We start from the raw sequence: 23,505 nt of genomic DNA, 5'->3' as shown, positions 1-23,505 counted from the left end.
TTTTGGAGTGGAAAGTTATGCAAAAACAAGTGCGTTTGTTTTTTCTGGTGGGCTTAGCCTTGTTGTTAGCAGCTTGCGCCAGCACCCAAACCAAGTCGGGAAAAATCTCTGATTATTCTTCGGTACGGGTATCGGGCAGTGTGAGCCGGGACTTCGAGCGATCCCTGGAATATCTTGCCGAGCAGGATTATGCGAGTGCTATTGAACTTCTGCGGTCAGTGGTGGAGCGCGAGCAGCGCCTTCCTGCACCCTATATCAATCTGGGTATTGCCCACTACAAAAGTGGCAATGAGGCAAAAGCGGAAGAGGCTTTTTTAAAGGCATTGGCGCTGGACGAAAAGCATCCGGTGGCAACTAATGAACTGGCTGTTCTCTACCGAAAGCAAGGGCGCTTTGCCGAGGCGCGAAAAATATATGTGAATGCTTTGGCAGAAAATCCAGAATATCTACCTTTGATAAAAAATCTGGGCATATTGTGTGATCTGTATCTGCAAGATCTCCAGTGTGCTCTGGCACAATTCGAACAATATGTTCAATTGGAACCAGAGGACCGGGATGTCACTATCTGGTTAGCTGATATTCAACGGAGGGCTGGTAAATGATTAAACTTCGTTGGGCTTTGCCATTCGTAGCCAGCTTTATGGTTTTTCCTTATGCCTTGGCTCAGTCTGAGGGTGAGGAGAAAAAAGAATCCACCGATAAAAAGGTGGATTCGAAAATTAAGGAGTTGTCGGGTATTTCCATTATCGGTAACAAGGAAGCCCCTAAGTCTCTCTATATTGTCCCCTGGAAAAGTTCCGAAGTGGGTGTCGAAAGCGACCTTGTCTCCAGCTTGATGGATGACAAACTCAAACCGCTCGACAAGGAAGTTTTCATGCGTGAGCTGGAATTCTACCAGCTCAGCCTGTCCGGCGATTAACGCCATATTGACTCCGGCTGTCGCCGGAGTAGCACCAAGTTTTAGCTGTATTTCTCAAGAGGGTTTGTAATGGGCTTTTTCAATAACGTCATCGAGTTTTTCCAGACGGGCGGTACTTTTATGTACCCGATTCTCGTGGTTGCCGCACTGGGTGGTGCTGTGGCTATCGAGCGCTTTATCCGCCTGCATTTGGAGCGCCGCAGCAACCGTAATATGTGGGATAAGCTTCAGCCGGTATTAGCTTCAGGAGACTTCGATCGCGCCCGCAACCTGGTAAAACAAGACGAATCCAGTGTGAGCAAATTATTGTCTATGGGGCTGGCCCGGCAGGGGGCTGTTCGCCGTCGTGAAGATATCGAAATCGCGATGGAAGAGAGCATGATGGAGATTACTCCACAGCTGGAAAAACGCACCCCTTACGTAGCTTTGTTTTCCAATATCGCAACTTTGCTCGGGCTTCTGGGAACCATTATGGGTCTGATCGAAGCTTTTACAGCGGTAGCCAATGCCAACCCGGCAGAAAAAGCGGACCTGCTCTCCGCCAGTATTTCCGTGGCGATGAACACCACCGCCTTCGGTCTGATGACTGGTATCCCGTTGTTGATCGTCCACGCACTGCTGAACTCACTCACCGGAGAAATTATCGACAGTCTGGAGATGGTCTCTGTAAAAGCATCCAACCTGATTGATGGTGCAACCCGTCGCCGCTTTGAAGTGGAGCCCGGAAAATCCAAGCTGTCTAGTGAAAAAACTGCCCCAGCTAAAACCAATCCAGTAGCACAGCAAGTGGAAACTGCGTAATGAGAAGGCGGCGCCACGGGCGGGATAAAGAAGCTCCTGAGCTGGATATCACCGCTTTCTTGAATTTGATGGTGGTATTGGTGCCTTTTCTATTGGTATCGGCGGTATTTTCGCGGGTGACAATTCTCGAACTCAATATGCCGAGTGGTGCCGGTGGTGGAGCGCCGGATGATCCCACGGTTACGGTGGAGGTAGTTGTGCGAGAACAAGCCCTGGAAATCAGTGATGGTGAAAAGGTTATCGCTCGCTTCCCCAACCTGAATATCGATGGCGAGGGTGAAAATGCTCCGGTTGAGGCTCCCGTTGGAGCAGATACCGAACAAGCTGAGGTTCTCGCTGTGCTGCCCACAGCAGAAGTGTATGACCTTAAAAAGCTCACGCAATTTTTGTTGGAAGTTAAGGCCAGTTATCCGGATAAAACCGATTCCATCATCTTGATGGAGCCCACAATCGCCTATGAGCATTTGGTGGGCATTATGGATACTGTGCGCGGAGCTGAAGTGCGGGTTGAGGGGAGTGATCCCAGCGATCTGGATGCGGTGGAAAAGGTGGTTTTATTTCCTGATATTTCCATAGGAGATGCGCCATGAGAAATGAAAGCCGACGCATGAAGCGTATGGCGCGAAGCCATAAGCGCAAGAAAACTTCAGGCATGAACCTGACTTCCCTGATGGATGTTTTTACGATCCTGGTGTTTTTCCTGCTGACTAACACCTCCAGCAATGAAGCGCTGGAGCCCCCCAAGGTGATTACCTTGCCGGACTCAGTGGTGGAGACTAAACCCCGGGAAACGGTGACCCTGATGGTGACCAATGATGAAATCCTGGTGGAATCCAACTCGGTAATTGCCACTTCCGAAGTGTTGGAAAGTGAGGAAACTATTATTGAGGCCATTAAAGAAGCCATGGTTGCGGAGCTGGCCAAGGCAATTGGTGTTGCCCAGGCCTCGGCAGATTCGGGTGAGGGCGATGTCGAGGGAGGCCAGGACCCGGAACCACCGGAGGTCAATATTCTCGCGGACAGAGGCATTCCGTTCAGTTTGCTGAAAAAGGTGATGTCCAGCTGTACAGACGCTGGCTATACCAAAGTTTCACTGGCGGTTATTCAGAAAGCATCTCAGGGTTAATGGAAGTTTGTGAGTAATTTTCTTCAACAACAGCGGGCGGTAGGCGAGGCGCTTGAGGCGGTTCACCATCGCATGCAGCTGCTCGAGGATGAGCGGCACCAGATCGAAGAGAAGCTGGCTGAATTGCAGGACCAGGGGTCCAGGTACCAGTTGCTTGACGAGATTTCCGAACGCCTGCGCAAGCTTGAAGAAGCGGGCGCGGGAGAAATGTTCTGGGCGGAAGATTATCGGGAGAATGCTTCTGCGCAGGTTATCGAGCGGATCGGCCAGTCGACGCGCAGTTTCAACCAGAGCCTGGAGCAGCTGCGCGATGAGCGCAGTGCTTTACAGGACAGCATAGCTCGGTGCCAGGAAGAGGTCTTTACGCTGGATGAGCAAGCGGATGAGCTGCGTCGCGAGGAGGAAGAATCAAAGTTTGAGTTCGAGATAACACGGGAATTCGAACAGCCAAAGTTCCGCCCTATGGTGATGCCATGGAACAAGCAGGGCGAGGACGAAAAGCGTTTTCGCCGTTGTGTCTTTGCCTCACTGTTTATCGCTGCCTTGCTGGGTTACCTGGTGCCTTTGTATACGGTTCCCCAGCCCGAGTCTCAAATAGTGGAAATTCCCGAGCGCCTGGCAAAGCTGGTTATTGAGAAGAAAACCAAGCCCAAGCCACCGCCGGAACCAGAAAAAGTCAAGCCTAAGAAAGAGGAGAAAAAACCGGAGAAGAAGCCTGAGCAGAAGGTAGCCAAGCAGGATCCGAAACCCTCCAAGGCGGAGAAAAAGCAGGCGCGTAAAAAAGCTGAGCGATCCGGTGTTCTCGCCTTTAAGGATAACTTCCAGGACCTGATACAGGATGATCTGGATAACCGCCTCGGCCAGCAAACCCAGCTGAGTACGGCTGGCAAAAAAGAGAACCGCAGTCAGCGCTCACTGATCACTGCAGCATCTACCGCGGGAAGTGGTGGTATCAACACAGCAGAGCTGAGTCGCAATGTGGGCGGGTCTGGTTCGGACCTGGGTGGCGTTGCCTTTGCGCGAGTGGAAAGCTCTATCGGTACTGAAGGTGACTTTGCCGGTGAGGACCGTCCTCTCAGTGATGGTGCTGGTCCGTCGCGGACAGACGAGGAAATCCAGATTGTTTTCGATCGCTACAAGGCCACCTTGTACCGTATCTACAATCGTGAGCTGCGTAATAATCCCGCACTGCAAGGTAAGATGGTGTTGAAGATTACCATTGAGCCGAACGGATCGGTTTCTGCTGTGAGTGTAGATTCCAGTGATGTGGATTCACCGTCGCTAAGCGCGAAAATTGTGGCCAGGGTCAAACGATTTAACTTTGGTGAAAAGGCCGGAGTGCCGACCATAACCATTCTCTATCCGATTGATTTCTTCCCACCAACCTAGGTCGATAATTGGCCGGAGCCCACTGAATAGTGGGCTCCGGTCGTTTCAAACTGATGAAATTTTCGGCATACCTGTTCAGTTATTATTTGTCCGCTCTGGACAAAATTTTCCCTCTCTGAGTGCTCGCCTGAGAACCACTTGGCAATCCCCACAAAAGTTCCACTTGTTAGCTGGCTAATTATGACTTGTTTCACGGCTACCTGAGTGGGTTGTAATTAAAGTTCGCCCACCGTGGAGTGTCTGGTGTAAATGCCCGATTTATCTCCAAATATCTGTATTAGAAAGTGGCGGCCGTTAAGTGATAATGAAGTCGGAATTTGTTGAGCAAAAATCCTGCAAGTCTGTGATTATTGGATTTTTATTGGTCTGTGCGGCGGTTCTGCTCCCTGCACCGCAGGCATTTGCTCAATCTAACTGTCCTTCTATTACCGATGATCCTGCAGGGTTCAATATTCTCAGTCACCGCTCCAGCGACAGTTGGTGTGTTTTATGTGGTGATGGCCAGGTAACCATCGAAGTTGATGTACCCAGTATTTTCAGCGGCCTATCGGGTACCCAGTCTATTCAGAATATCGTTATTACGGAGAATCTGGGCTCGTCCGGTCTCGAGTATGTAACAGGTTCCACATCAGTAAGTGCTGGATCTGTTTTAGGTGAGCCTACGATAAGCGGCACCACTATTACCTGGGATGAAAATGATCTGTCGGCACTCGCAGAGCGTGACGAAAATACGACCCTGACGATCACCTTTAACGTTCGCAGCCAGGATGACGAAGAGGAAGAGCTGGTTGTTAATAATCGCACCTTAAATGCGACTGCAACTTTTGACTACTGCAGTTATCCCACCACTACAGATACTCACAGCATGGAGCTGGCTATCCGCGAGCCCGAACCCTCCATGGATAAGCGCGGCCGTAACATTGATGCGGCACAAACGAACTACACCAATAATGTCTATGGAAATATTGAAGATGATGTGATCTGGCGTATTCGTATCTCCAATGATGGTGACGCGGATATGCAGGATGCGCGTTTTGATGATTTGATGTCCAACCCCAATATGGATATCAACTACGCCTGTCCGAGTGAAAGTGCCGCTGAAGCTGTTGCCAATAATAATGGTGTTGCGCCTGGTGGCAGTAGCTGTATTTCGGCCAGTAATACGGTCAATGATTTTGAGTTGGATGGCGATTTCTCCAGTGGCTCAGGACGCACTGATGTTCAGTCTGGCGGGAGCCTGGATATTTACCTGGTGGGTAAGGTAAATACTTCCTGTAGCAATGGCACCAATACGGTGTCAGATTTACAGTGGGGTTGTGAAATTGACGGCGATACCGGTGTGGGTGGTATTTCAAGTCCTGCGGAAGCTTCGGCTCCGGGTTCCGATTCTTCGGAAATGCGTGTTGAGGTTTTATCAGATATCACTATTACCCAGGAGATTACCGGTACCAACTTGAATCAACCTCTGGGTGCTTCCGGCTACGTTACCATTACCGTAAATAACCAGACGGGTGGCTCGGTAAGAGATATCCAGTTTGTCAGTGATCTGCCCGACGAATATGTGGTTGATACCACCTTTACACCGGAAATTACCCGTGAGCGTCGTGGTATTGATAGCCATGGCGCTAACTACAGTTCAACCTATGACGGCAAAGTCGATACGCTGGAATGGCGTGTGGGTTCTAACTGGAATCAATGGGATACGGATCCACTTAATAATAACCAACCGGAATTCCGCTTGCTGAGTAGCACTGTTCACTCGGTATACTCAGACCAAGAGCACATGATGCGGCATGGGGATGAAATCCAAATTCGCTTCCGGATAGTCACGATCGAGCCGGACTTCTATGACCTGGAAGCGGATCTGGATGTAGAGGAAGAGTCCTCCACCACCAATACTGACCCCAACAGTAATATTTCCCTGGCAGATAATATTCTGACGATTGATTATGAGGATTTCTGTTCTTCAACCACTCCTGCCACTCAGGTAGAAAACCAATCGGTTACTCCTGACCCTGAAGATCTGGACGTCAGCACCGTTTATCCACTTTATATTGTTCGCGATAGTGGCACTTCAGAATTGACGGTAGATATCACTAATAACGGTGGCCATGACGCGGATGATTATTCCGTATATATCACCTTCGGTGAGGCGATGACGGTCCTGTCCAATGACCGCAGCTGTACGGCCCTGGGAAATCCCAGCTCGGGTACAGTGCCAGGGCATCCACTTTGGAATCAGCCCGATTATTTGCCAGGTTCCTCCAGGGTGTACCTCTGTGACAGTGGTGATCTGGGCGGTGAAATCGGACCCGGCGATACAGAGCGAGTGGTTTTTCAGGTTGAGAAAAACCACTCGGCCACCGATGACGACCTTACTTTCCGCGCGGATGTCGTGGGTGAAATTACCCTGTACGACGGGACATCACTGTATTTCCCCGATCCGGTTTCCCTGACGGATACAACCCCAAATCAACAGCTGGCCAACAACTATACCCTCGATGGTATGCGCGCGCGGGTAATGGGCTTTAACCTGGTCAAGGACCGTTCCGATGAATGTACCGAACTGACCAGTGAAAGTGCTTTCCCTAATAGCAGTGTATTGATAGGTGAAGAATGTAGTTTCGAGATTCAGGCCGGTGGTTGGTTTGGTTTTGATACTCCCGGATTCACTTTAATTGAAGTGAAGGATATTGATGTTATCGATGACCTTCCCGATGGTCAGGGCTATATTGCGGATTCCCCCCTAAATTGCTCAGACGTCAGCCTTCCCGACCCCACCTCTCAGGCAAATTGTGTGGTTATTTCCACCAGTGATATTGTCGAGGGCGGTGGTCTGAATAACTCTCTGAGCGAAACGGATTTACAGTGGGATATTACTACCAATATTACTGAGAAAGATCGCTGGTTCCTTGCGGATATGACAACCCGCCTGTTGAATGACCCAGTGGATACAGAAAGCACTGACCCGAACCAACACGCAAATGACAGTATCGATTACGCTCGCGCCCAGTTTACTGCTGTTTTTGATACTGAAACGATTATTGTAGATAACTACAATACCAGTGGAACCCTCACCAATATTGATGGTGTTCCAACGACGGTCCCTGGATTTCCGGATATCACTGAGTGGTCGGAATCCGTTACTGTTACTGAGCCCTCTATAGAAGTCGACAAAAAAGTCTGTAACGAAAATCTCTACGGCACTGGAACAGGCTGTAGCAATTTTGTTGATTTTACTGATGAAGGGCACCGGGACCAGACCTATATCTTCCGCCTCACCGTGACCAACCGGGCCGCAGATAGTGGTGTTGATCGCGCTCCCGCATACGATGTTGTGGTAACTGATACCCTGGATTCCTCCGGCCAGATGTGTGTGCAGGCAATGGATTCCGATAGCCTGGATAACGATGCCGATGGCAGTTCGGAAACTGTCAGTGGTGATGATGGTTTGGTGGGAATTACATCCGGTGCAAATAACTATTCGGAAGCTACCCACTGTAGTGATGGTGGCACTCCGGCTGTTATTACTTTCTCTTATGAGCACTCCACTGCGCTTGAGCGAATTAATCCAGGTGATTCCGTTACCCTGTATTACCGAGTGAAGCCACACCAGTCAGTGGCACCACTGCAGTTGTTTACCAACACTTTTTTCGCTCGCTATGACAGCTTGGAAGGCGATTTTGGTTATCAGACTTCCCCGCAAATTGACAGTGACGCGGACAATGATGGTGTCGGTGATGGCACTCCCGCAGCGGGTCGGGCGCGCCACTACCAGTCTGACGATGCCGAAGCGCAGATGCGGATTATTGAAGTACAGGCAGAGCCGAAGGAAGCCCTTGAATTTTCCAATGGCACGGCCAGTGGAACCAGCAGTGATACAGCGGTTGTCGGTGAAGAGGTACGTTATGAACTGACAGCACAGATTCCGGCAGCGAAACTGCGAGACTTTGTGATTCGTGATGAATTGCCGGCAGGTATGCGCTGTATCGAAGGGGAGACTATCGATTTAAGTGCCTCCCCTTATGATGCCGCTGGCTTTGTACCAGGAGGTACTTTTAGTGCTACCTGTACCAGCACAGGTACTGCAGATTACGTTGAGTGGGATTTTGGTGATCAGGAACTCACCACCGTATCCGGTAGCCTGTTTGATTTTCCGGTAGAGTTTATTGCCCGTATTGAAAACAGCAGTAATACCAATGATGGCGATGTTCTGGGTAATGGCGGCAGCTATACCACTGCGCAAGTTACCTATGTAGACGAGTCCGGTGCGGCGGTGGCAGTGCCATTTGATGCTCATGAAATAACAGTACTCGAGCCACAAATACAGCTGACAAAATCCTTTGCTGTCACCAATAGTGATGCTGACGATATTCTCACAGTGACGGTTACTGCCGAAAATATTGGCAGCGCCGATGCCTACAACTTACAGGTACTCGACGATCTCACTGGCAGTAATCTTATTTACCTGGGCAATGTGGGCGGCAATGATCCCCCCAATAATGTTGATGTCACTACGGTGGGCACCAATGCCCCCATCTTTAGCTGGAATCGCAGCAATAGCGATTACACTATTGCGGTTGGCGATACAAAAATATTCACTTTTGAAGTCCAGGTAGAGCAGGGCGTTGAGCCCCATGAAATTTTGGACAACACCATTGAGGCTCGCTGGCAATCCCTGCCGGGCTCGGATGTTGCACTTAACAGTGGCAATTCTATTGGTACTGATGGTGCTGCTGACGGCATGCGTATTGGTGTTCTGCCCAATGTCGGCGATCCCATCAATGATTATGAAACTACTGCCAGCGCCCAGACCGAAGTACCGGCCTCAGAGCTGACTAAAACGGATTTGGACACCTCAGTAGTTCCCACTATTGGCGCCCATAAAGAATTCGAACTGGAAATCAGTTTGCCGGAAGGTATCAGTGAAAATGTAGTTGTCACTGATCAGCTGGGTAGCCCTGAAGGCTATGTGCTCTCTCACAATACCGATTACGATATCACTTATGATTTTGTCGGTATTGAGACTATTAATGGCAGCACGCCATCTGAATCCGCCTTTAACAGTTTCCCGGGGGATAATACTTCCGGAAATGCCACCTGGGATATCGGCACCGTCGATACCAGTAGTGAAAATGACACTGCCGGAAGCGCTATTGCCCCGCTGATTCGAATTACTTATTTTGCTCGCATCGAAAATGATCTCGCCACTAATGATGGTGACAATCGCCAAAATAATGCTGCGCTTACTTACAGCAATGGGGAAAGTGGCAGCACAGAAAATGTCAACGACAGCACAACCAGTGTAACGGTAGTAGAGCCGTTACTCGCGATTAGCAAGACAGTGAGTAATGCCACCAATCCCGGCAATCTGCCGGTGGGTGGTGATGTACTGGAATATGTTATAACCGTAGAGCATGATGCCGGCTCCACTGCTGCAGCCTATGAGCTGAATTTAGTCGACACCTTGCCCTCAGAGTTGACCTTTGACAGCAGCTTTACACCCACCGCAGAAATAGGCGGTACCGCAGTTTCCGGTTTTGTCGCCACACCGGCAGCAGCTCCATCAGGTCCACTGGTATGGGGGCGGGATAACAGCGATAACAGCCTGGATTTAGCGCTGGGCCAAACTCTGGTGCTCACCTACCGAACCCAGGTTACAGGCGTTTTTGGTTCGCCTATCAGCAACAGTGTGATGGTGGACTGGACCTCCCTGGACGATGGCAGTATCAATGATCTGGCTTATGAGCGCGATGGTGCTGGATGCCCGAGTATTTCTGCACCTGATGATTACTGTGTTGGTCCTGCAGAAGCCAGTATCAATACGGTAGACAATACCAGCATTACAAAAGCAGTAATTGCCGATACAGATACCGCAACTGCTGTGGGCACCCTGCGTGTTGGCGATACTGTCACTTACCAGCTCACCCTGAATTTACAGGCGGGAACAACACCTGCAGTAACTATTGATGATGCGCTGCCCAGTGGTTTGGAATTTGACACTGTTGTCAGCGTGAATGGGGATACCACTGCTCCCTACGACGATAGCCTGAATGATTTTACCTATTCAGCTATTTCGGTTCCCACTGCCGGCGATACCGGTACAGTTTCCTGGGATCTGGGGGATATCACCAGTAATTTCGGTAATACCAATAACTTTGTTATTGAGTACACGGCTAAAGTAGTGGCAGGTTCGGGAATCACCGCGCCTACCGCAACCCTGACCAATACAGCCCAGCTGAATTACACCGGCGCTGCCAGCACCTTGCAGGACAGCGCTGATATTACTGTACTGCAACCAGTAATCGACAGTCTCACCAAGACCGATGCCACCTGGCCCAGCTCCCATATGAATGTGGACCCGGCCAACGATATTATGCAGTTTACTCTGCAGGCCTGTAACTCGGGTCTTGCCTCCGCTTATAACTTGTCACTGACCGATGATCTGGCCACGCAAATGGATGAGGGCTCCATTGCCAATCTCCAGGTGAGCCTCGACGGTGCTGTGCTGGTACAGGGAACGGATTACACCTACAGTGCTCCCGCAGCGCGCGGTGATGATATGGGCTTCGATTTCCTGGTGCCGGTTGAAGCGGGCACCTGTTTGGAAATCAGTTACGACATCGGTTTCTATACAGATATTAGTGGCGGTGAAAGCTGGGTTAATACCTTTACTGTCGATGAATTCTGGTCGCTGGAAGCTAGTAATGGCGAACAGTACTCTGCAGTTACTTTGGGCACTCCCTATCCTATGGGCACTGTTGCGACCAGTGTGACTGCTCCACAAAAAACACTGCAAACAGCGACTACTGCCGCTGTCGGTGACGAGGTCGTATACCAGATACAGGTCCCCGGTAGCGGCACCACCTCGGCCATTTACGATATTGAAATTTCCGATGTATTGGACCCCAGCTTAGAGCTGGTGCAATTGCAGGAAATTAATGGGCTTACCTACACCGATAATACCAGTGGCAATAATATCGACCTGGCAATCGATATTATCCCAGCCGGTACCGTGGCAATTTTTGAAGTTCGCGCCCGGGTTGCCAACAATGCCACAGCCCAGGCTGGTCACAGCTTTGAAAATGAGGTGACTTATTCCTATGCAGCGACTGATGGCGGCACTTCGCAGTCCGGAGGCACCGGCACTGCGGCGACACTCACCATCGTCGAGCCAGAGATAAGTGCAATTGCCTCTGTCGCAAACCAAACCAATCCTGGAAACGATCCGGATGCGGGCGATGTACTGCGTTTTACCCTGGACCTCAGTGCTGCGGGTAATGCGGAAAATTCTGCAGCTTACGATCTTTCGGTTAATGAGCTGTTATCCCTGGGGCTTGAGTTTGTACCGGGCACCGTGACTTTTGCCGGAGCCTCCCAGGCAGACCCCACCGTAACTGGTGACGGAATTACTACTGCGCAAAACCTGGTTTGGGAAAGGGCCAACAGTGATCTGGATATTGCCGCTGGTGATAACAGTGAACTGGTCTTCGATGTGGTTGTACTCGACAGTGTACAGCCGGCGGCGGCGCTGTCCGCAACTGCCAGTGTGGAATGGACCAGTCTCGATGAAGATAACAGCAGTATTTATGAACGTAACGGTGCTGATGGCAGCGGCGGTCTGAACGATTACTTGCTGGAAAATATTGCCGCTCGGCTAGATGCTGCCAATGACAGCACAATCACCAAAATCCGCTCAGATGACAGCTATGGTAGCGCTGATGAGCAATTGCGAGTGGGCGACTTGGTTGAGTACCAGATTACCCTCTCCCTACCAGAGGGCACGGCTTCCAATGGACTTATTGTCGATACTTTGCCCCAGGGAATGGTGTTTGTAAGCACACTTTCAATTAATGGCCAGACTTCTGCACCATTTACGGCTGCGGCACCATTTACCCACACCGATATTGCAGAGCCAGTGCAGTCTGGTGATCCTTCTACTGGTGCCACTACGGTTACCTGGAGCATTCCCGACCTGGTCAATACGGGTGATAACGATACCAGCAACGATGAATTTGTTGTGCGCTACCTTGTGCGGGTTCTCAATGAGGATTCCCACCCCTGGCCGGCAACGAATACTGCACTGACCAATACCGCAGAGTTTGGTTTTGATGCCGCCACAGGAGCCGAAACCCGCAGTGATAGTGAAACACTGGATTTGTTACAGCCGGATCTTGCCGTAGCCATAAGCTCAACTCCCGCTGATGGCAGCACGCTTTCCGCCGGCGATACGATTGAATATACCGTTACGATAACCAACAACGGCTCTTCACCGGCCTATGATCCGGTATTCCGCGATGTGATTCCCTTAGGCCTGCGCCAAGGGGGAGTCAGTGTCCAATCCCTAACAGTAAATAGTGCTGCAGCAACAGTGGTTGCGCCCACTTTTGATAGCAGCACTGGCGAAGCCGTTTGGGATTTTTCCGCAGGTACTGGTTACGGAATCAACGCGGGCGAATCCATGGAAATGGTATATCGTGTTGTGGCGGATTCTAATTTGGGTGCTGGACTTAGCCTGCAGAATGCGGCTTATGTTGAAGTTTATTATTCGCTTGATGATAACGATTTGCCGTCTCTGAATTCCGTGGCGGTCACTGACGATTTACGTGAGGATTATGGCCCGACTTCTCCGGTGAGTGTCCAATTTAATACTCCCAATGCCGCGCCACTGTTGATTGAAGTTACCCAATTAACAGCTTCCATTGGCGAGCCGTTTAACTATCGCATTACCATCCCGGAAACGGTGCTGACCACGGCGCTTCACGATGTCACTGTGTTGATGGATCTGACTGCGTCTGCTGCGGATCTGGAATTTGTCAGCGCCAGTAAAGTATCTGGCAGTGCATCTTTCACTCCGGAAAATAACGGCAGCTCCACCAGTCTCAGTATTGCAGATAGCACTAGCGGAATTGATGTGCCCGCCGGCGAGCAAGTCGTTATTGATGTAACACTGCGACTGCTGGATATGGACCCGCCGAATGTGGACGGTTTGAATTTTGCCGCCAGTGCCAGCTACAGTTACAACTACGATAATGATAATTCCTCTGCGGGGCAGGGTGCGGGTAGCGGCAATACTACGGCGGACATGACGGTAGTAGAGCCCACGGCTATTACCCTGACTAAAACTGGCCCCACCAGTGTTCAGTCCGGTGTAGGCGGTACCTTTACTTTAGATTTGCACAATACCGGTACGGGCCCGGCCTGGGATATTAGTGTTACCGATATTTTGCCGGATAATAATCCCGGTGGAATGTGTGAAACGGCCCCGGCCAATTTCACCGCGCAAATTACTGACAGCGCTGGCACTACGACGGCCACCCTGACAGAAGGTTCCGACTTTAGCGCGGTATTCGATAACGATAGCTGCACCCTCACAGTTACCTCCATTGGTTCAGTGGCAATGCTGGATGCGGATTACCATCTGCTGATTGGTTACGATGCCTATTTGGATGCCGACACTGTCGATGGGGATACGCTGACAAATATTGCTGGTGTTACTCAGTGGCACAGCTGGGATAGCAGCCTCACTGAAGTTCGCCAGTTCACCCGTGCGGCGCCCACCGATGGCACTCCCGGTGTGCTGGATCATGAGGACGCTTATTCGATTAGCGCCTCTGTGCCGAAAGTGACTTTCTACAAAGCAGTGGAAAATATCAGCCGTGGAGAAAACCCGGCCACTGTCGCCAGTCCCACAGAAGTTTTACGTTACACATTGACACTGACCAATACGAGCAGTGTTGATGTGAGCGGAGTTGAAATTACCGATGACCTGGGTCGATTAAATAACTCTGCACTGTTTGAATCGGGGACATTACAGTTGGTGAGTGCACCGACAGGCAGTGACAGCAGTGCTATCGATGCCTCTGCCGGTACCTGGAATAGTGGTTATCTGGAAGTCAGTAATCTGGATCTTGCGGCGAGCGGTACCACGGGGGAATCTATTCAGGTTGTTTATGAAGTTACCCTGGCTGCAGTTATTGATAGTGGGACCCAAGTCTTCAACCAAGCCCAGGTTCAGCTTCCCGGGCAATTACTGCAAGACAGTGACGACCCCAATATCAATGGCATCGATGATCCAGATACGACGGGGGATGAAGATCCCACAGAAGTACTGATTGAGTCAGAGCCATTACTGGTGGTAGAAAAAACATCGGCAGATATGACTGATGATGCCGACCTGCTGATGGTTGGGGATACCCTGCGATATACCATTACCGTGGAAAATGTCGGTAATGAGAATGCGATCAATGCCCTGATAATGGATCAGGTTCCGGCTAATACGACCTATGTCAGTGGCTCTACCACCCTGAACGGCACCACACTATCTGACGTCAGCGGCACCTCTCCGTTGGCTGCGGGTATGAGCGTTAATACCGATGGCGAAGCCGATGGTTTTATCGGAGCAACGGCTAATGGCGCACCTGCTGCGGTAATCACCTTTGATGTCACCATTAATGACGTTAATGATGGCACCGTGATTTCGAACCAGGGATTTGTAAACGGTGAGGGTGCGGGTAGCGGTACTTTTGATGAAGTGCCCTCCGATGACCCGAACACCGATACTCCCAATGATCCCACGATTGATATTGTCGGTGATGTACCCCTGTTAATTGCTCACAAGACTGTGGAAATTTCTGAAGACTATATTTCCGCAGGGATTGTCGACCCGGGTGATGTACTTCGCTATACCATCGCTATTACTAATATGGGGGGTGTAGATGCCCTCGAAGTTGCGCTTACCGACCAGGTACCAAATGACACCACTTATGTTGCCGGCACCACCACTTTAAATGGTGAAGTGGTAGCGGATAACGGTGGTGGTAATTCACAGTTGGATTCTGCCCTGCCGGTTTCATCCGATGACCTGACACCACCGCTACCAGGAGCCAATGAAGGGATTATTACCTCGGGTCAAACTGCCACTGTCACATTTGAAGTGATGGTGAATGCTGGCACACCGACAGGTACAGTTATCAGCAACCAGGGTAGTGTTGAAGCGGATGAGTTGGCACTCACCCTGACCGATGCAGATGGCAACCCGGCCAATGGCGCACAGCCAACTGACGTTGTCGTGGGTGATGCCCAGTTGCTGTCCATTGTGAAAGAAGTTGCTGTTGTCGGTGGCGGTGCCGCAGAAGCGGGTGCGGTATTGGAATACCTGGTAACCGTCGAAAACATCAGCGGTGTCCCCGCAACTTATGTTGAGATCACCGATGACTTGGCTATAGCCGGAGATGGAGTTCTTACCTATATCGCCGATTCGGCCATGCTCAACGGACAAGCCGACGGAATAACTGTTGTCGACACGCTGATCACTGCAGACTACGCCACAACCTACGGCGATTTGGAGCCGGGAGAAGTGGTTACGCTGCGCTTCCAAGCGCAGATGTCGGAAAACCTGGATTATGGTTTTACCGTAGTGAATACCGCAGAAGTACAGTGGAATGATCCGGCTTCCAGCGCTCAGGCCAGCGTTGCTATCGATGTTGGCGGTACCCCGGGCATTGCCAATCTGGCCGGTTATCTGTGGCACGATGTGAATTTCAACAACAGCGCAGATACTGATGAACGCCTGCTGCTTAACTGGGCGGTAGACCTGTATTTCAATGATGAACTGATGGAAACAGTTCAGTCCGATGAAAATGGTTATTTCCAATTCCAGGGCCTGGTACCGAACAGTTATGGCGGACTCAGCTATGAGATGCGTTACAGCGCACCGGATGCCACTGAAAACACGGCCTCATTGGGTAATCCGGTTTCTGATTTCACCAACGGCCCGCAATCGATTAGTGACATCTACGTGGAGTCGGGAGCAAATCCGCAGGACCTGAACTTGCCGTTGACGCCCAATGGTGTGGTTTATGATTCCATAACCCGCTCCGCCATTGAAGGTGCCACTCTCACCATGCTGAGAGTGAGTTCCGGGCAGGAGTTGCCGGCGCGCTGTTTTGATGATGAGAGGCAGCAGGGGCAGGTTACCCAGTCCGGGGGCTACTATAAGTTTGATATCAACTTCAACGATGCGGCTTGTCCGTCCAACGTGGATTACCTGATCCAGGTAGATATCGCTGATGATGATTACACCGGTGGGGAATCACTGGTAATTCCCTCGCAGACCAACAGCGAAACTGCCGGTTTTGATGTGGCCGGTTGCCTGGGCAGCAACGCCGATATGGTTCGTGCTACTGCGAACCACTGCGAGGTGCAGGAATCGTCCGCTCATCCTTCCCTGGACGTGGAGGCACGGGACGCGGCAACGGATTATTACCTGCGTATGACCCTGGATGACGGCCAGATTCCAGGGGAAAGCCAGCTGTTCAATAATCATGTTGCCATGGATCCGGAGCTGGAAGGAGCGCTTTCCATCACCAAAACCGCGGCCATGCTCAACGTAACCCGCAGTCAGTTGGTTCCTTACACCATTACTTTTGGCAATACGCTGCCAATTCCACTGACAGATCTACAGCTAGTAGATTACTTCCCGGCAGGCTTCAAATATGTCGCGGGCTCGGCGCGCCTTGATGGAGAAGCGGTTGAGCCTGAAAGCGAAGGCCTGCAATTGAGGTGGTCGGATCTGCGCGTGGAAGCGGAAGAAACCCGTGTATTGAAATTGCTATTGGTTGTGGGTTCCGGTGTGGGCGAGGGCAAATATGTGAACCGCGCCCGTATGTTTAATCAGCTCTCTGGACAGGCAGCCTCTGGTGAAGCCTCTGCCACTGTGCGTGTGGTGCCCGATCCCACCTTCGACTGCACCGATGTTATCGGCAAAGTGTTTGACGATAAAAATATGAATGGCTACCAGGATGAAGGTGAGGGTGGTTTACCGGGTGCTCGAGTGGTGACTGCTACCGGCCTGAATGCTACAGCGGACTCCCACGGTCGATTCCATATTACCTGCGCAGTGGTGCCGAATGGGGATCGAGGTTCCAATTTTGTGCTCAAGCTCGACGATCGTAGCTTGCCAAGCGGGTATCGTCTCACCACTGAAAACCCGCGTGTGCTGCGAGCCACCCGAGGCAAGATGCTGAAGTTCAACTTTGGAGCCAGCTTGCACCGGGTAGTGCGTCTGGATATTGCCGAAGCGGTATTTGAACCGGGCACAACAGAATTGCGCCCGCAATGGCATTCCCGAATGGATTTATTGTTGGAAAAACTCAGTGAAGCTCCCTCTGTTTTACGCCTTGCTTATCTTGGGGAGAATGAAGATCCGGATCTGGTGGACGAGCGTCTGCAGGCAATTAAAGATCAGGTCGCCCAGGACTGGGAGAGCCGTGAAGGTGACTACGATTTGACCATAGAAACTGAAGTTTTCTGGCGCCGTGGAGCGCCTCCTGGTAAAGGAGGTTTGGAGTGATGTCCTTTGCAAAACGGAATCGTGATCAGCGAGCTTGCTCGATAAATACTGCCGTGAAGACGACCCGCTTTTTCCCCCGGCGGGACTGCCGTCTCGCCACCGCGATCGCGTTGGCATTGACACTTCCAGCGCAGGCCCAGGAAGCGAGAGCGCAAGTAGATGAGCCTAGTTGGTGGCAGGTCTGGCAAAACATTCCAAGCCTGAGTTCTGAAGAAAGTGAAACCCAATCTGAACTCGAAGAGCAGTCGATAGGTAGTAATACTGAAGGTATGCTGCTGCGCGCACCTACAAATCAATGGTTGCAGGATGCGACTCAATTTGTTGCACCGCTGGACCCGATTGTGGTGGAAGATTTTATCGACCCAATCCTGTTCTATGGCGTTGAGGATGAAATTCCTCTGGAGGCAGTGGAGTTACTGCGCCAGAGTTTGAATGACTTGGGTGAGACGCCCAATTTTAAGTTGCACTTTATTGGCCATACAGATTCCGATCCCCTTACCGGGGAACAGGTAGCAGACTTTGCCAGCAAAGGAGAATTTACTTTGGCGCGGGCCCAGTTCGTGGCGGACTTCCTTCAAGAGGCCCTTGAACTGCCTGAGCAAATGATTGTTGTTGAAGGGCGAGGGGATATAGAACCCACAGCGGATAATATTACTACCGCAGGTCGTGAAGAGAACCGCCGAGTACAGGTAAAAGTAACCTACGACGCCCTGGATGAAAAAGCCATGGCGGACCGTGCCCGTGCGGAGGCATTGTTGCTCAACCGGGTTAAAGTATGTCGCCAGGAAACGGTGTGCAGACTTACTTATGCCGCAGGCAGTGAACAGCGGGCACGCCTTAGAAACCTGGTGACGCCACTGAGGATGGAGCCCGGGCAAACAGAATTGCCGGAAGCCTTTATTCGCCGTATCCGCGAGGTTCGATCCAACCTTGCGGATAAAAACAATCTGGTTATTCACTTTATTGGTCATACCGACGCCCGCCCCCTGGACGTGAGTGAAAATCCGGAAGCCCAACAGAGTGCTTATCAGGAGCGATCCTATAGCGAAGCCCGCCGTGTCGCTCAGGCCCTGGGTTCTGCACTGAATTTGCCTGCGGCCATGGTCACCAGCAGTGGCAAGGGGGCAAGTCAACCAATAGCGGCCAACGATACGCCGAAAGGCCGAGCCCTCAACCGTCGCGTAGAAGTGGAATTTTGGTATGACGACCCATTGGAAGTCGCTACAGATTCTGTTCAGGCCTGTCCGGAAGCTGCCGCTGCGGAAACTCTCACCATTGCCTATGAGTCTGCCGGTGGAAAACTGTCGCCGATTCGTTTTGATAATGGCGATCCGATTATCAGTCAGGCACAGCTGACACAAATACGTGCGGCCATGGCTGAAATTTCCAATAAAGCGAATGTTCGTCTGAGCTTTATTGGCTACAGTGATAACCAGCGTATGGATCGCCGCGAAGCGATGGTTTACGGCGATGACCAGGGACTGTCCGGTGCCCGCGCTCAGCGCGCTATGGCACAGGTACAGGAGTTGCTCAACCTCGAAGATACCCAGGTGGAATTTGAAGGGCGCGGCTACGTCCAGTCCGCAGATGTAGTGAGCAATGGCTTTGAGCAGCGGGATGGCGCCAGGGTTGAGGTCGAAATCCTGTACGATGAACTGGCAATTCTCACTGAAAGTGATCGCCTGGAAATTGAGCGCATTAATCGTGAAGCCATAGCTAATAATCCCTACGCACTTAACTTGATGCGTATTACCGTCGACGGCAGCCCGGAATACGACCCCTATAAAAACTCGGCGGACTTACAGCGCTGTACCGATGTGGCTTTGCAGGAAGCCAATATTCAGTTCCGCTTCGACAATAAAAAAATGCAACCACGCCTGAATGTGACAGCGTGGCCCAATACGATCCGTTACGCAGATAACCCGGATACCGATCTGGCAGAGAACCGGGTATTTTTCAGTAGCTATACCAACTATCCCTCTTTTATTAAAAGTACCGAAGTGCGATTGTTCGAAGAGGGACAGTCTCTGCGCGATACACCTCTGGCAATTGTACCGCTGGATCACTTTGGCAAAGGGGAATGGCATGCAGAATTTTCTGAATTCCAGGCGCCTCTAAAAAAATTGCACTACGTACTGCGTGCCTATGACAGCAAGGGCCGCTATGACGAGACCACGGAACAGACCCTGTGGTTGGTAGATCAAGTTGAAGAGTCTTCAGAAAATGAAGATATCGGCAGGGAGTTATTAGTAGGTTACGGTGAGAACCGCTTAGCGCAACAGAACATTCCTTTAGATGGCAACAGTGTGCTGGTCAATGGCGCTCAGGTGCCGCCCGGACACACCGTTTGGTTAGCAGGCAATCCGGTCCCTGTTGACAGCCAAGGCCAGTTTATCGCCGAGCAAATTTTTGAGCCGGGTATGCATACGGTTGAAGTGGCGATACTCGATGATGAGGGTAATGGCGAACTTTTCCTGCGGGATTTGGATTTTGCCAAAAACGACTGGTTTACTGTAGGGATTGCCGACCTTACCGTGGGCTACGATAAAACCAATGGCCCCGCAGCCCTGGTTACCGGTGACGAAACTCACTATGACAATTCAGTAAGTTACGATGGCCGTCTGGCGTTTTACACCAACGGCGGTTTCGGGGAAGGCTGGCGCCTGTCGGCCAGTGCAGATACCGAAGAGGGCCCGGTAGAGGATCTGTTTTCCAACTTTATGGAAAAGTCTCCCGACGCCTTGTTTCGCCGCCTGGATAGTGATTTGTATTACCCGACGTTTGGCGATGATTCCACCGTAGTTGAAGACGCCCCAACGTCAGGCAAATTTTATGTGAAATTGTCCAAGTACGATGATTACGGTCTCTGGGGTAATTTCAAAGCCAACTACGCCGATAATGAGCTGGCCCAAATTGACCGAACGCTCTACGGCGGTAGTGGCCACTTTGAAACGGACGCGATGACCAGCTTTGGTGAGAAACGCTTTCAAATAGATGCCTTTGGAGCAGAGCCGGGAACCATTGCCGGGCGCGATGAGTATCGTGGAACCGGCGGTTCCTTGTATTACCTTCGCCACCAGGACATTTCCAGTGGCTCGGAAAGTTTACGAGTAGAAGTTCGGGATAAAGATTCCGGGTTGGTGCTCGCAGTTAAGACCCTCACCGCAGTAGTTGATTACGATATTGACTATCTCCAAGGGCGTATCCTGCTTAACAGCCCCTTATCTTCCCTGGCAAATGATGAATTGCTAATTGAAGATGGAGCTTACAACGGTAATCCCCAATACCTGGTAGCACGCTACGAATATACTCCCGGTTTTGAAGAAATGGATACCCTGGCTGTCGGTGGGCGTGCCCACTACTGGTTGGGCGATCACGTCAAATTGGGCCTCAGCAGTATTCAGCAGGATGAAGATGAGAATGAAAGTTCCTTGCAGGGTATTGACCTGACTTTGCGTAAAAGCGCCAGTAGTTGGGTAAAAATTGAAGTGGCCGACAGCGAGGGCAGTAATCTCGATAGCGTCAGTTCACTCGATGGTGGCTATACCTTTGATGACGAAAGCCTGGATTCCACGGTTGCTGCCAGTGCAACTAAAGTGGAAGGCGTTTTACAGCTGGGAGATTTCTTCGAGAGTTTGCGTGGCTCTGGTAATTTCTATCATCAAGAACGTGAAGCTGGTTTTTCCGGTCCAGGCCAATTTGTGGATGGCGATACCATCCAATATGGCGGTGGCGTTAACCTGCCGATGGGCGAAAGTTTTGATGTAAGAATCAAAGCCGATACCAAAGAGGAAGAGCAGGGGTTACAAACCAATGCCATGGACCTGATGCTTGGCTACCGGATTAATGATCACTGGCGACTCACTTCCGCAGTTCGCAATGATAGCCGTGAAGATGAATCCGAAGTTGTCGCCGCTACCCAGACCGAAGGGGATCGTACAGATGTTGCTGTCGAGGCGAGCTACGATTCCGGTGAGAGTTGGAGCGCCTTTGGTTTTGTTCAGAATACGATGGAAGTGACTGGTACCCGCGAAGAGAACAATCGCATCGGCCTTGGTGGCGCTTATCGGGTGAGTGACCGTTTGACAATGGACAGTGAGGTTTCCGGTGGTGATACCGGCACAGCTGCTCGACTCGGTACGGACTTTCTGGTGACTGACAGAACCAGCCTCTATATGAACTATGCGCTGGATAATGAGCGCAGCGATACCGGTGTGCGTGCACGCAAGGGCAATATGAGTACCGGCTTCCGCAGTCGCTATTCTGACACGCTAAATATTTACGGTGAGGAGCGCTACAGTCACGGTGATGTTTCCACTGGTCTGACCCACGCCCTGGGTATGGATCTGGCTCCTAATGACCGTTGGACCTATGGCACTACTTTGGAGGCGGGCACACTCGAAGACCCGGATACAGGAGCCAAGACCGAGCGCAATGCCATGGGCTTTAATATGGGCTATGGTATTGATGCCATACGTATCTCATCAGCGCTGGAATATCGGACGGATATAACGGAAACCGTATCGGATGAAAATACGGTATCGGAAAATGAGCGTGATACCTGGTTATTAAAAAATACTTTCAACTACCAGTTCACTCCGGACTGGCGCCTGGTGGGCAAGCTCAACTATTCTGACAGCAAAAGTTCACAGGGCGAATTCTACGATGGTAAATTTACCGAAGCGGTTATGGGTTATGCCTATCGCCCGGTAAACAATGACCGCCTGAATACCCTGATGAAGTACACCTACTTCTATAATGTGCCGACTCAGGATCAGGTTACGGTTGAAAACACCTCCACTGAATTTATCCAAAAGAGCCATATCTTTTCGATAGACGCCAGTTACGACCTCAATCGACAGTGGACTTTGGGTGGCAAGTACGCCTATCGCCTGGGCCAGTTGAGTATGGATACGGAAGACCCGGAGTTTTTCGATAGCCGCGCCAGCCTCTATGTACTGCGTGCCGACTGGCATTTTATCAAGCGCTGGGATCTCCTCCTGGAAGCCCGCTTACTGGACCTACCCGATGCCCAGGATAGCAAGAGCGGCGCCTTGATCGGCTTGTATCGCCATGTTGGCGATCACCTTAAGTTGGGGGTGGGCTACAACTTTACCGACTTCTCTGATGACCTCACCCAGCTGGACTATGACAGTCATGGGGTGTTTATTAATATTATTGGTAAGTTGTGATTTTAGGAGTAATCAAAAAAAGATCTGAGAAAGGAAGCATAGTTAGGAAGCCTCATGATAGCTCTAGTCTGCAAGTAAGCAAAGGTTTTATCCCTGAGGCCTATGAATAGTTTAGTTTGCACAAAAATAGAAGTATAAGTAACTTACATTGTAGATGAGTCTAGTAAGCTGACTAGAGTTACTAGGAAAAAGATTGCTTATAATTAATTGTGCTCTGAATGAAAATATAAGTGGCTCCCAGGGGGTAGAGTACATGATTGTACTGTACAGGCCTCTCTCAAACTCAAAATTTGTCCCCCCCCCGAGTATTGCTGGGGGGGGGCATTTACTGAGTCTACTTTAATCCTTTATTATTGATTAATAGTTATATGCATCTATATCCTTGCATAAGATGTAGTCTTGGTCTTTAGGAGATATATTGTCATTTTCATCATAAGGGTCAAATGAAATATAAAATAGGCTGTCACCAGTTTTGAATAGTTTAATCGTTTCTATATTGTAAAAATAATATTCTTCAGAGTATGAAAAAGAATATTGCTTACATTTAGAAAACTTAAATTTCACCTTATTATGAGTGGCAGAAGATCTCATATGAATATTGATGTTGATAGAAACTGTTGATTTTTCCTCAAAAACTTCTATTTTCTCTATCTTCCCATCAATTAGAGTGTTATCTCCAACGAAAAAATCAACTAGGTTTGTGTTGCTGCAAATTGTTTTCATT

At 50.5% G+C, this 23,505-nt stretch carries 9 protein-coding genes; 8 read left to right on the top strand and 1 reads right to left on the bottom strand.

Annotated elements, in window-relative coordinates:
• Positions 1 to 17 precede the first annotated feature (17 nt).
• From BTJ40_RS14510 to BTJ40_RS14475, 8 genes are all read left to right on the top strand, one after another.
• Entirely contained in the window at positions 18 to 602 is a 585-nt protein-coding gene (locus tag BTJ40_RS14510) for a tetratricopeptide repeat protein (RefSeq protein ID WP_108733765.1), read from the top strand.
• Positions 599 to 919: a hypothetical protein gene (locus BTJ40_RS14505; RefSeq protein WP_238152012.1), complete on the top strand. Its 321-nt coding sequence runs from the start codon at positions 599 to 601 to the stop codon at positions 917 to 919. The genes BTJ40_RS14510 and BTJ40_RS14505 overlap by 4 nt, the downstream gene beginning before the upstream one ends.
• Positions 920 to 988: 69 nt before the next feature.
• Entirely contained in the window at positions 989 to 1,720 is a 732-nt protein-coding gene (locus tag BTJ40_RS14500) for a MotA/TolQ/ExbB proton channel family protein (protein ID WP_108733764.1), read from the top strand.
• Positions 1,720 to 2,310 (top strand): biopolymer transporter ExbD, encoded by a 591-nt coding sequence (locus BTJ40_RS14495; RefSeq protein WP_108733763.1) that lies wholly within the window; start codon positions 1,720 to 1,722, stop codon positions 2,308 to 2,310. Before BTJ40_RS14500 ends, BTJ40_RS14495 begins: the two co-directional genes overlap by 1 nt.
• Positions 2,307 to 2,846 (top strand): biopolymer transporter ExbD, encoded by a 540-nt coding sequence (locus BTJ40_RS14490; RefSeq protein WP_238152011.1) that lies wholly within the window; start codon positions 2,307 to 2,309, stop codon positions 2,844 to 2,846. Before BTJ40_RS14495 ends, BTJ40_RS14490 begins: the two co-directional genes overlap by 4 nt.
• A gap of 9 nt (positions 2,847 to 2,855) precedes the next feature.
• On the top strand, positions 2,856 to 4,235 hold the full coding sequence (locus tag BTJ40_RS14485; RefSeq protein ID WP_108733762.1) for an AgmX/PglI C-terminal domain-containing protein: 1,380 nt from the start codon (positions 2,856 to 2,858) through the stop codon (positions 4,233 to 4,235).
• A 304-nt stretch (positions 4,236 to 4,539) separates the two neighbouring features.
• The gene (locus BTJ40_RS14480; protein ID WP_108733761.1) at positions 4,540 to 17,589 is read left to right on the top strand and encodes an isopeptide-forming domain-containing fimbrial protein; all 13,050 of its coding nucleotides are present in this window, start codon (positions 4,540 to 4,542) and stop codon (positions 17,587 to 17,589) included.
• A complete protein-coding gene (locus BTJ40_RS14475) occupies positions 17,589 to 22,781 on the top strand; it encodes an OmpA family protein (RefSeq protein WP_108733760.1) in 5,193 nt (1,730 codons plus the stop codon). The genes BTJ40_RS14480 and BTJ40_RS14475 overlap by 1 nt, the downstream gene beginning before the upstream one ends.
• Before the next feature lie 357 nt (positions 22,782 to 23,138).
• On the opposite strand, the gene BTJ40_RS14470 is transcribed toward BTJ40_RS14475, so the two are convergent.
• Complete coding sequence (locus BTJ40_RS14470) at positions 23,139 to 23,504, bottom strand: hypothetical protein (RefSeq protein WP_108733759.1); 366 nt, start codon at positions 23,502 to 23,504, stop codon at positions 23,139 to 23,141.
• Position 23,505: the final 1 nt, after the last annotated feature.

This window comes from Microbulbifer sp. A4B17 (assembly GCF_003076275.1).
GTDB lineage: Bacteria > Pseudomonadota > Gammaproteobacteria > Pseudomonadales > Cellvibrionaceae > Microbulbifer.
This window is presented reverse-complemented; position numbering and strand designations above follow the sequence as displayed.

Excerpts from the sequence above, each read along its gene's own strand:
- BTJ40_RS14510 (WP_108733765.1), top strand. The coding sequence starts at position 18 with ATGCAAAAACAAGTGCGTTTGTTTTTTCTGGTGGGCTTAGCCTTGTTG.
- BTJ40_RS14505 (WP_238152012.1), top strand. The coding sequence starts at position 599 with ATGATTAAACTTCGTTGGGCTTTGCCATTCGTAGCCAGCTTTATGGTT.
- BTJ40_RS14500 (WP_108733764.1), top strand. The coding sequence starts at position 989 with ATGGGCTTTTTCAATAACGTCATCGAGTTTTTCCAGACGGGCGGTACT.
- BTJ40_RS14495 (WP_108733763.1), top strand. The coding sequence starts at position 1,720 with ATGAGAAGGCGGCGCCACGGGCGGGATAAAGAAGCTCCTGAGCTGGAT.
- BTJ40_RS14490 (WP_238152011.1), top strand. The coding sequence starts at position 2,307 with ATGAGAAATGAAAGCCGACGCATGAAGCGTATGGCGCGAAGCCATAAG.
- BTJ40_RS14480 (WP_108733761.1), top strand. The coding sequence starts at position 4,540 with ATGAAGTCGGAATTTGTTGAGCAAAAATCCTGCAAGTCTGTGATTATT.
- BTJ40_RS14475 (WP_108733760.1), top strand. The coding sequence starts at position 17,589 with ATGTCCTTTGCAAAACGGAATCGTGATCAGCGAGCTTGCTCGATAAAT.
- BTJ40_RS14470 (WP_108733759.1), bottom strand. The coding sequence starts at position 23,504 with ATGAAAACAATTTGCAGCAACACAAACCTAGTTGATTTTTTCGTTGGA.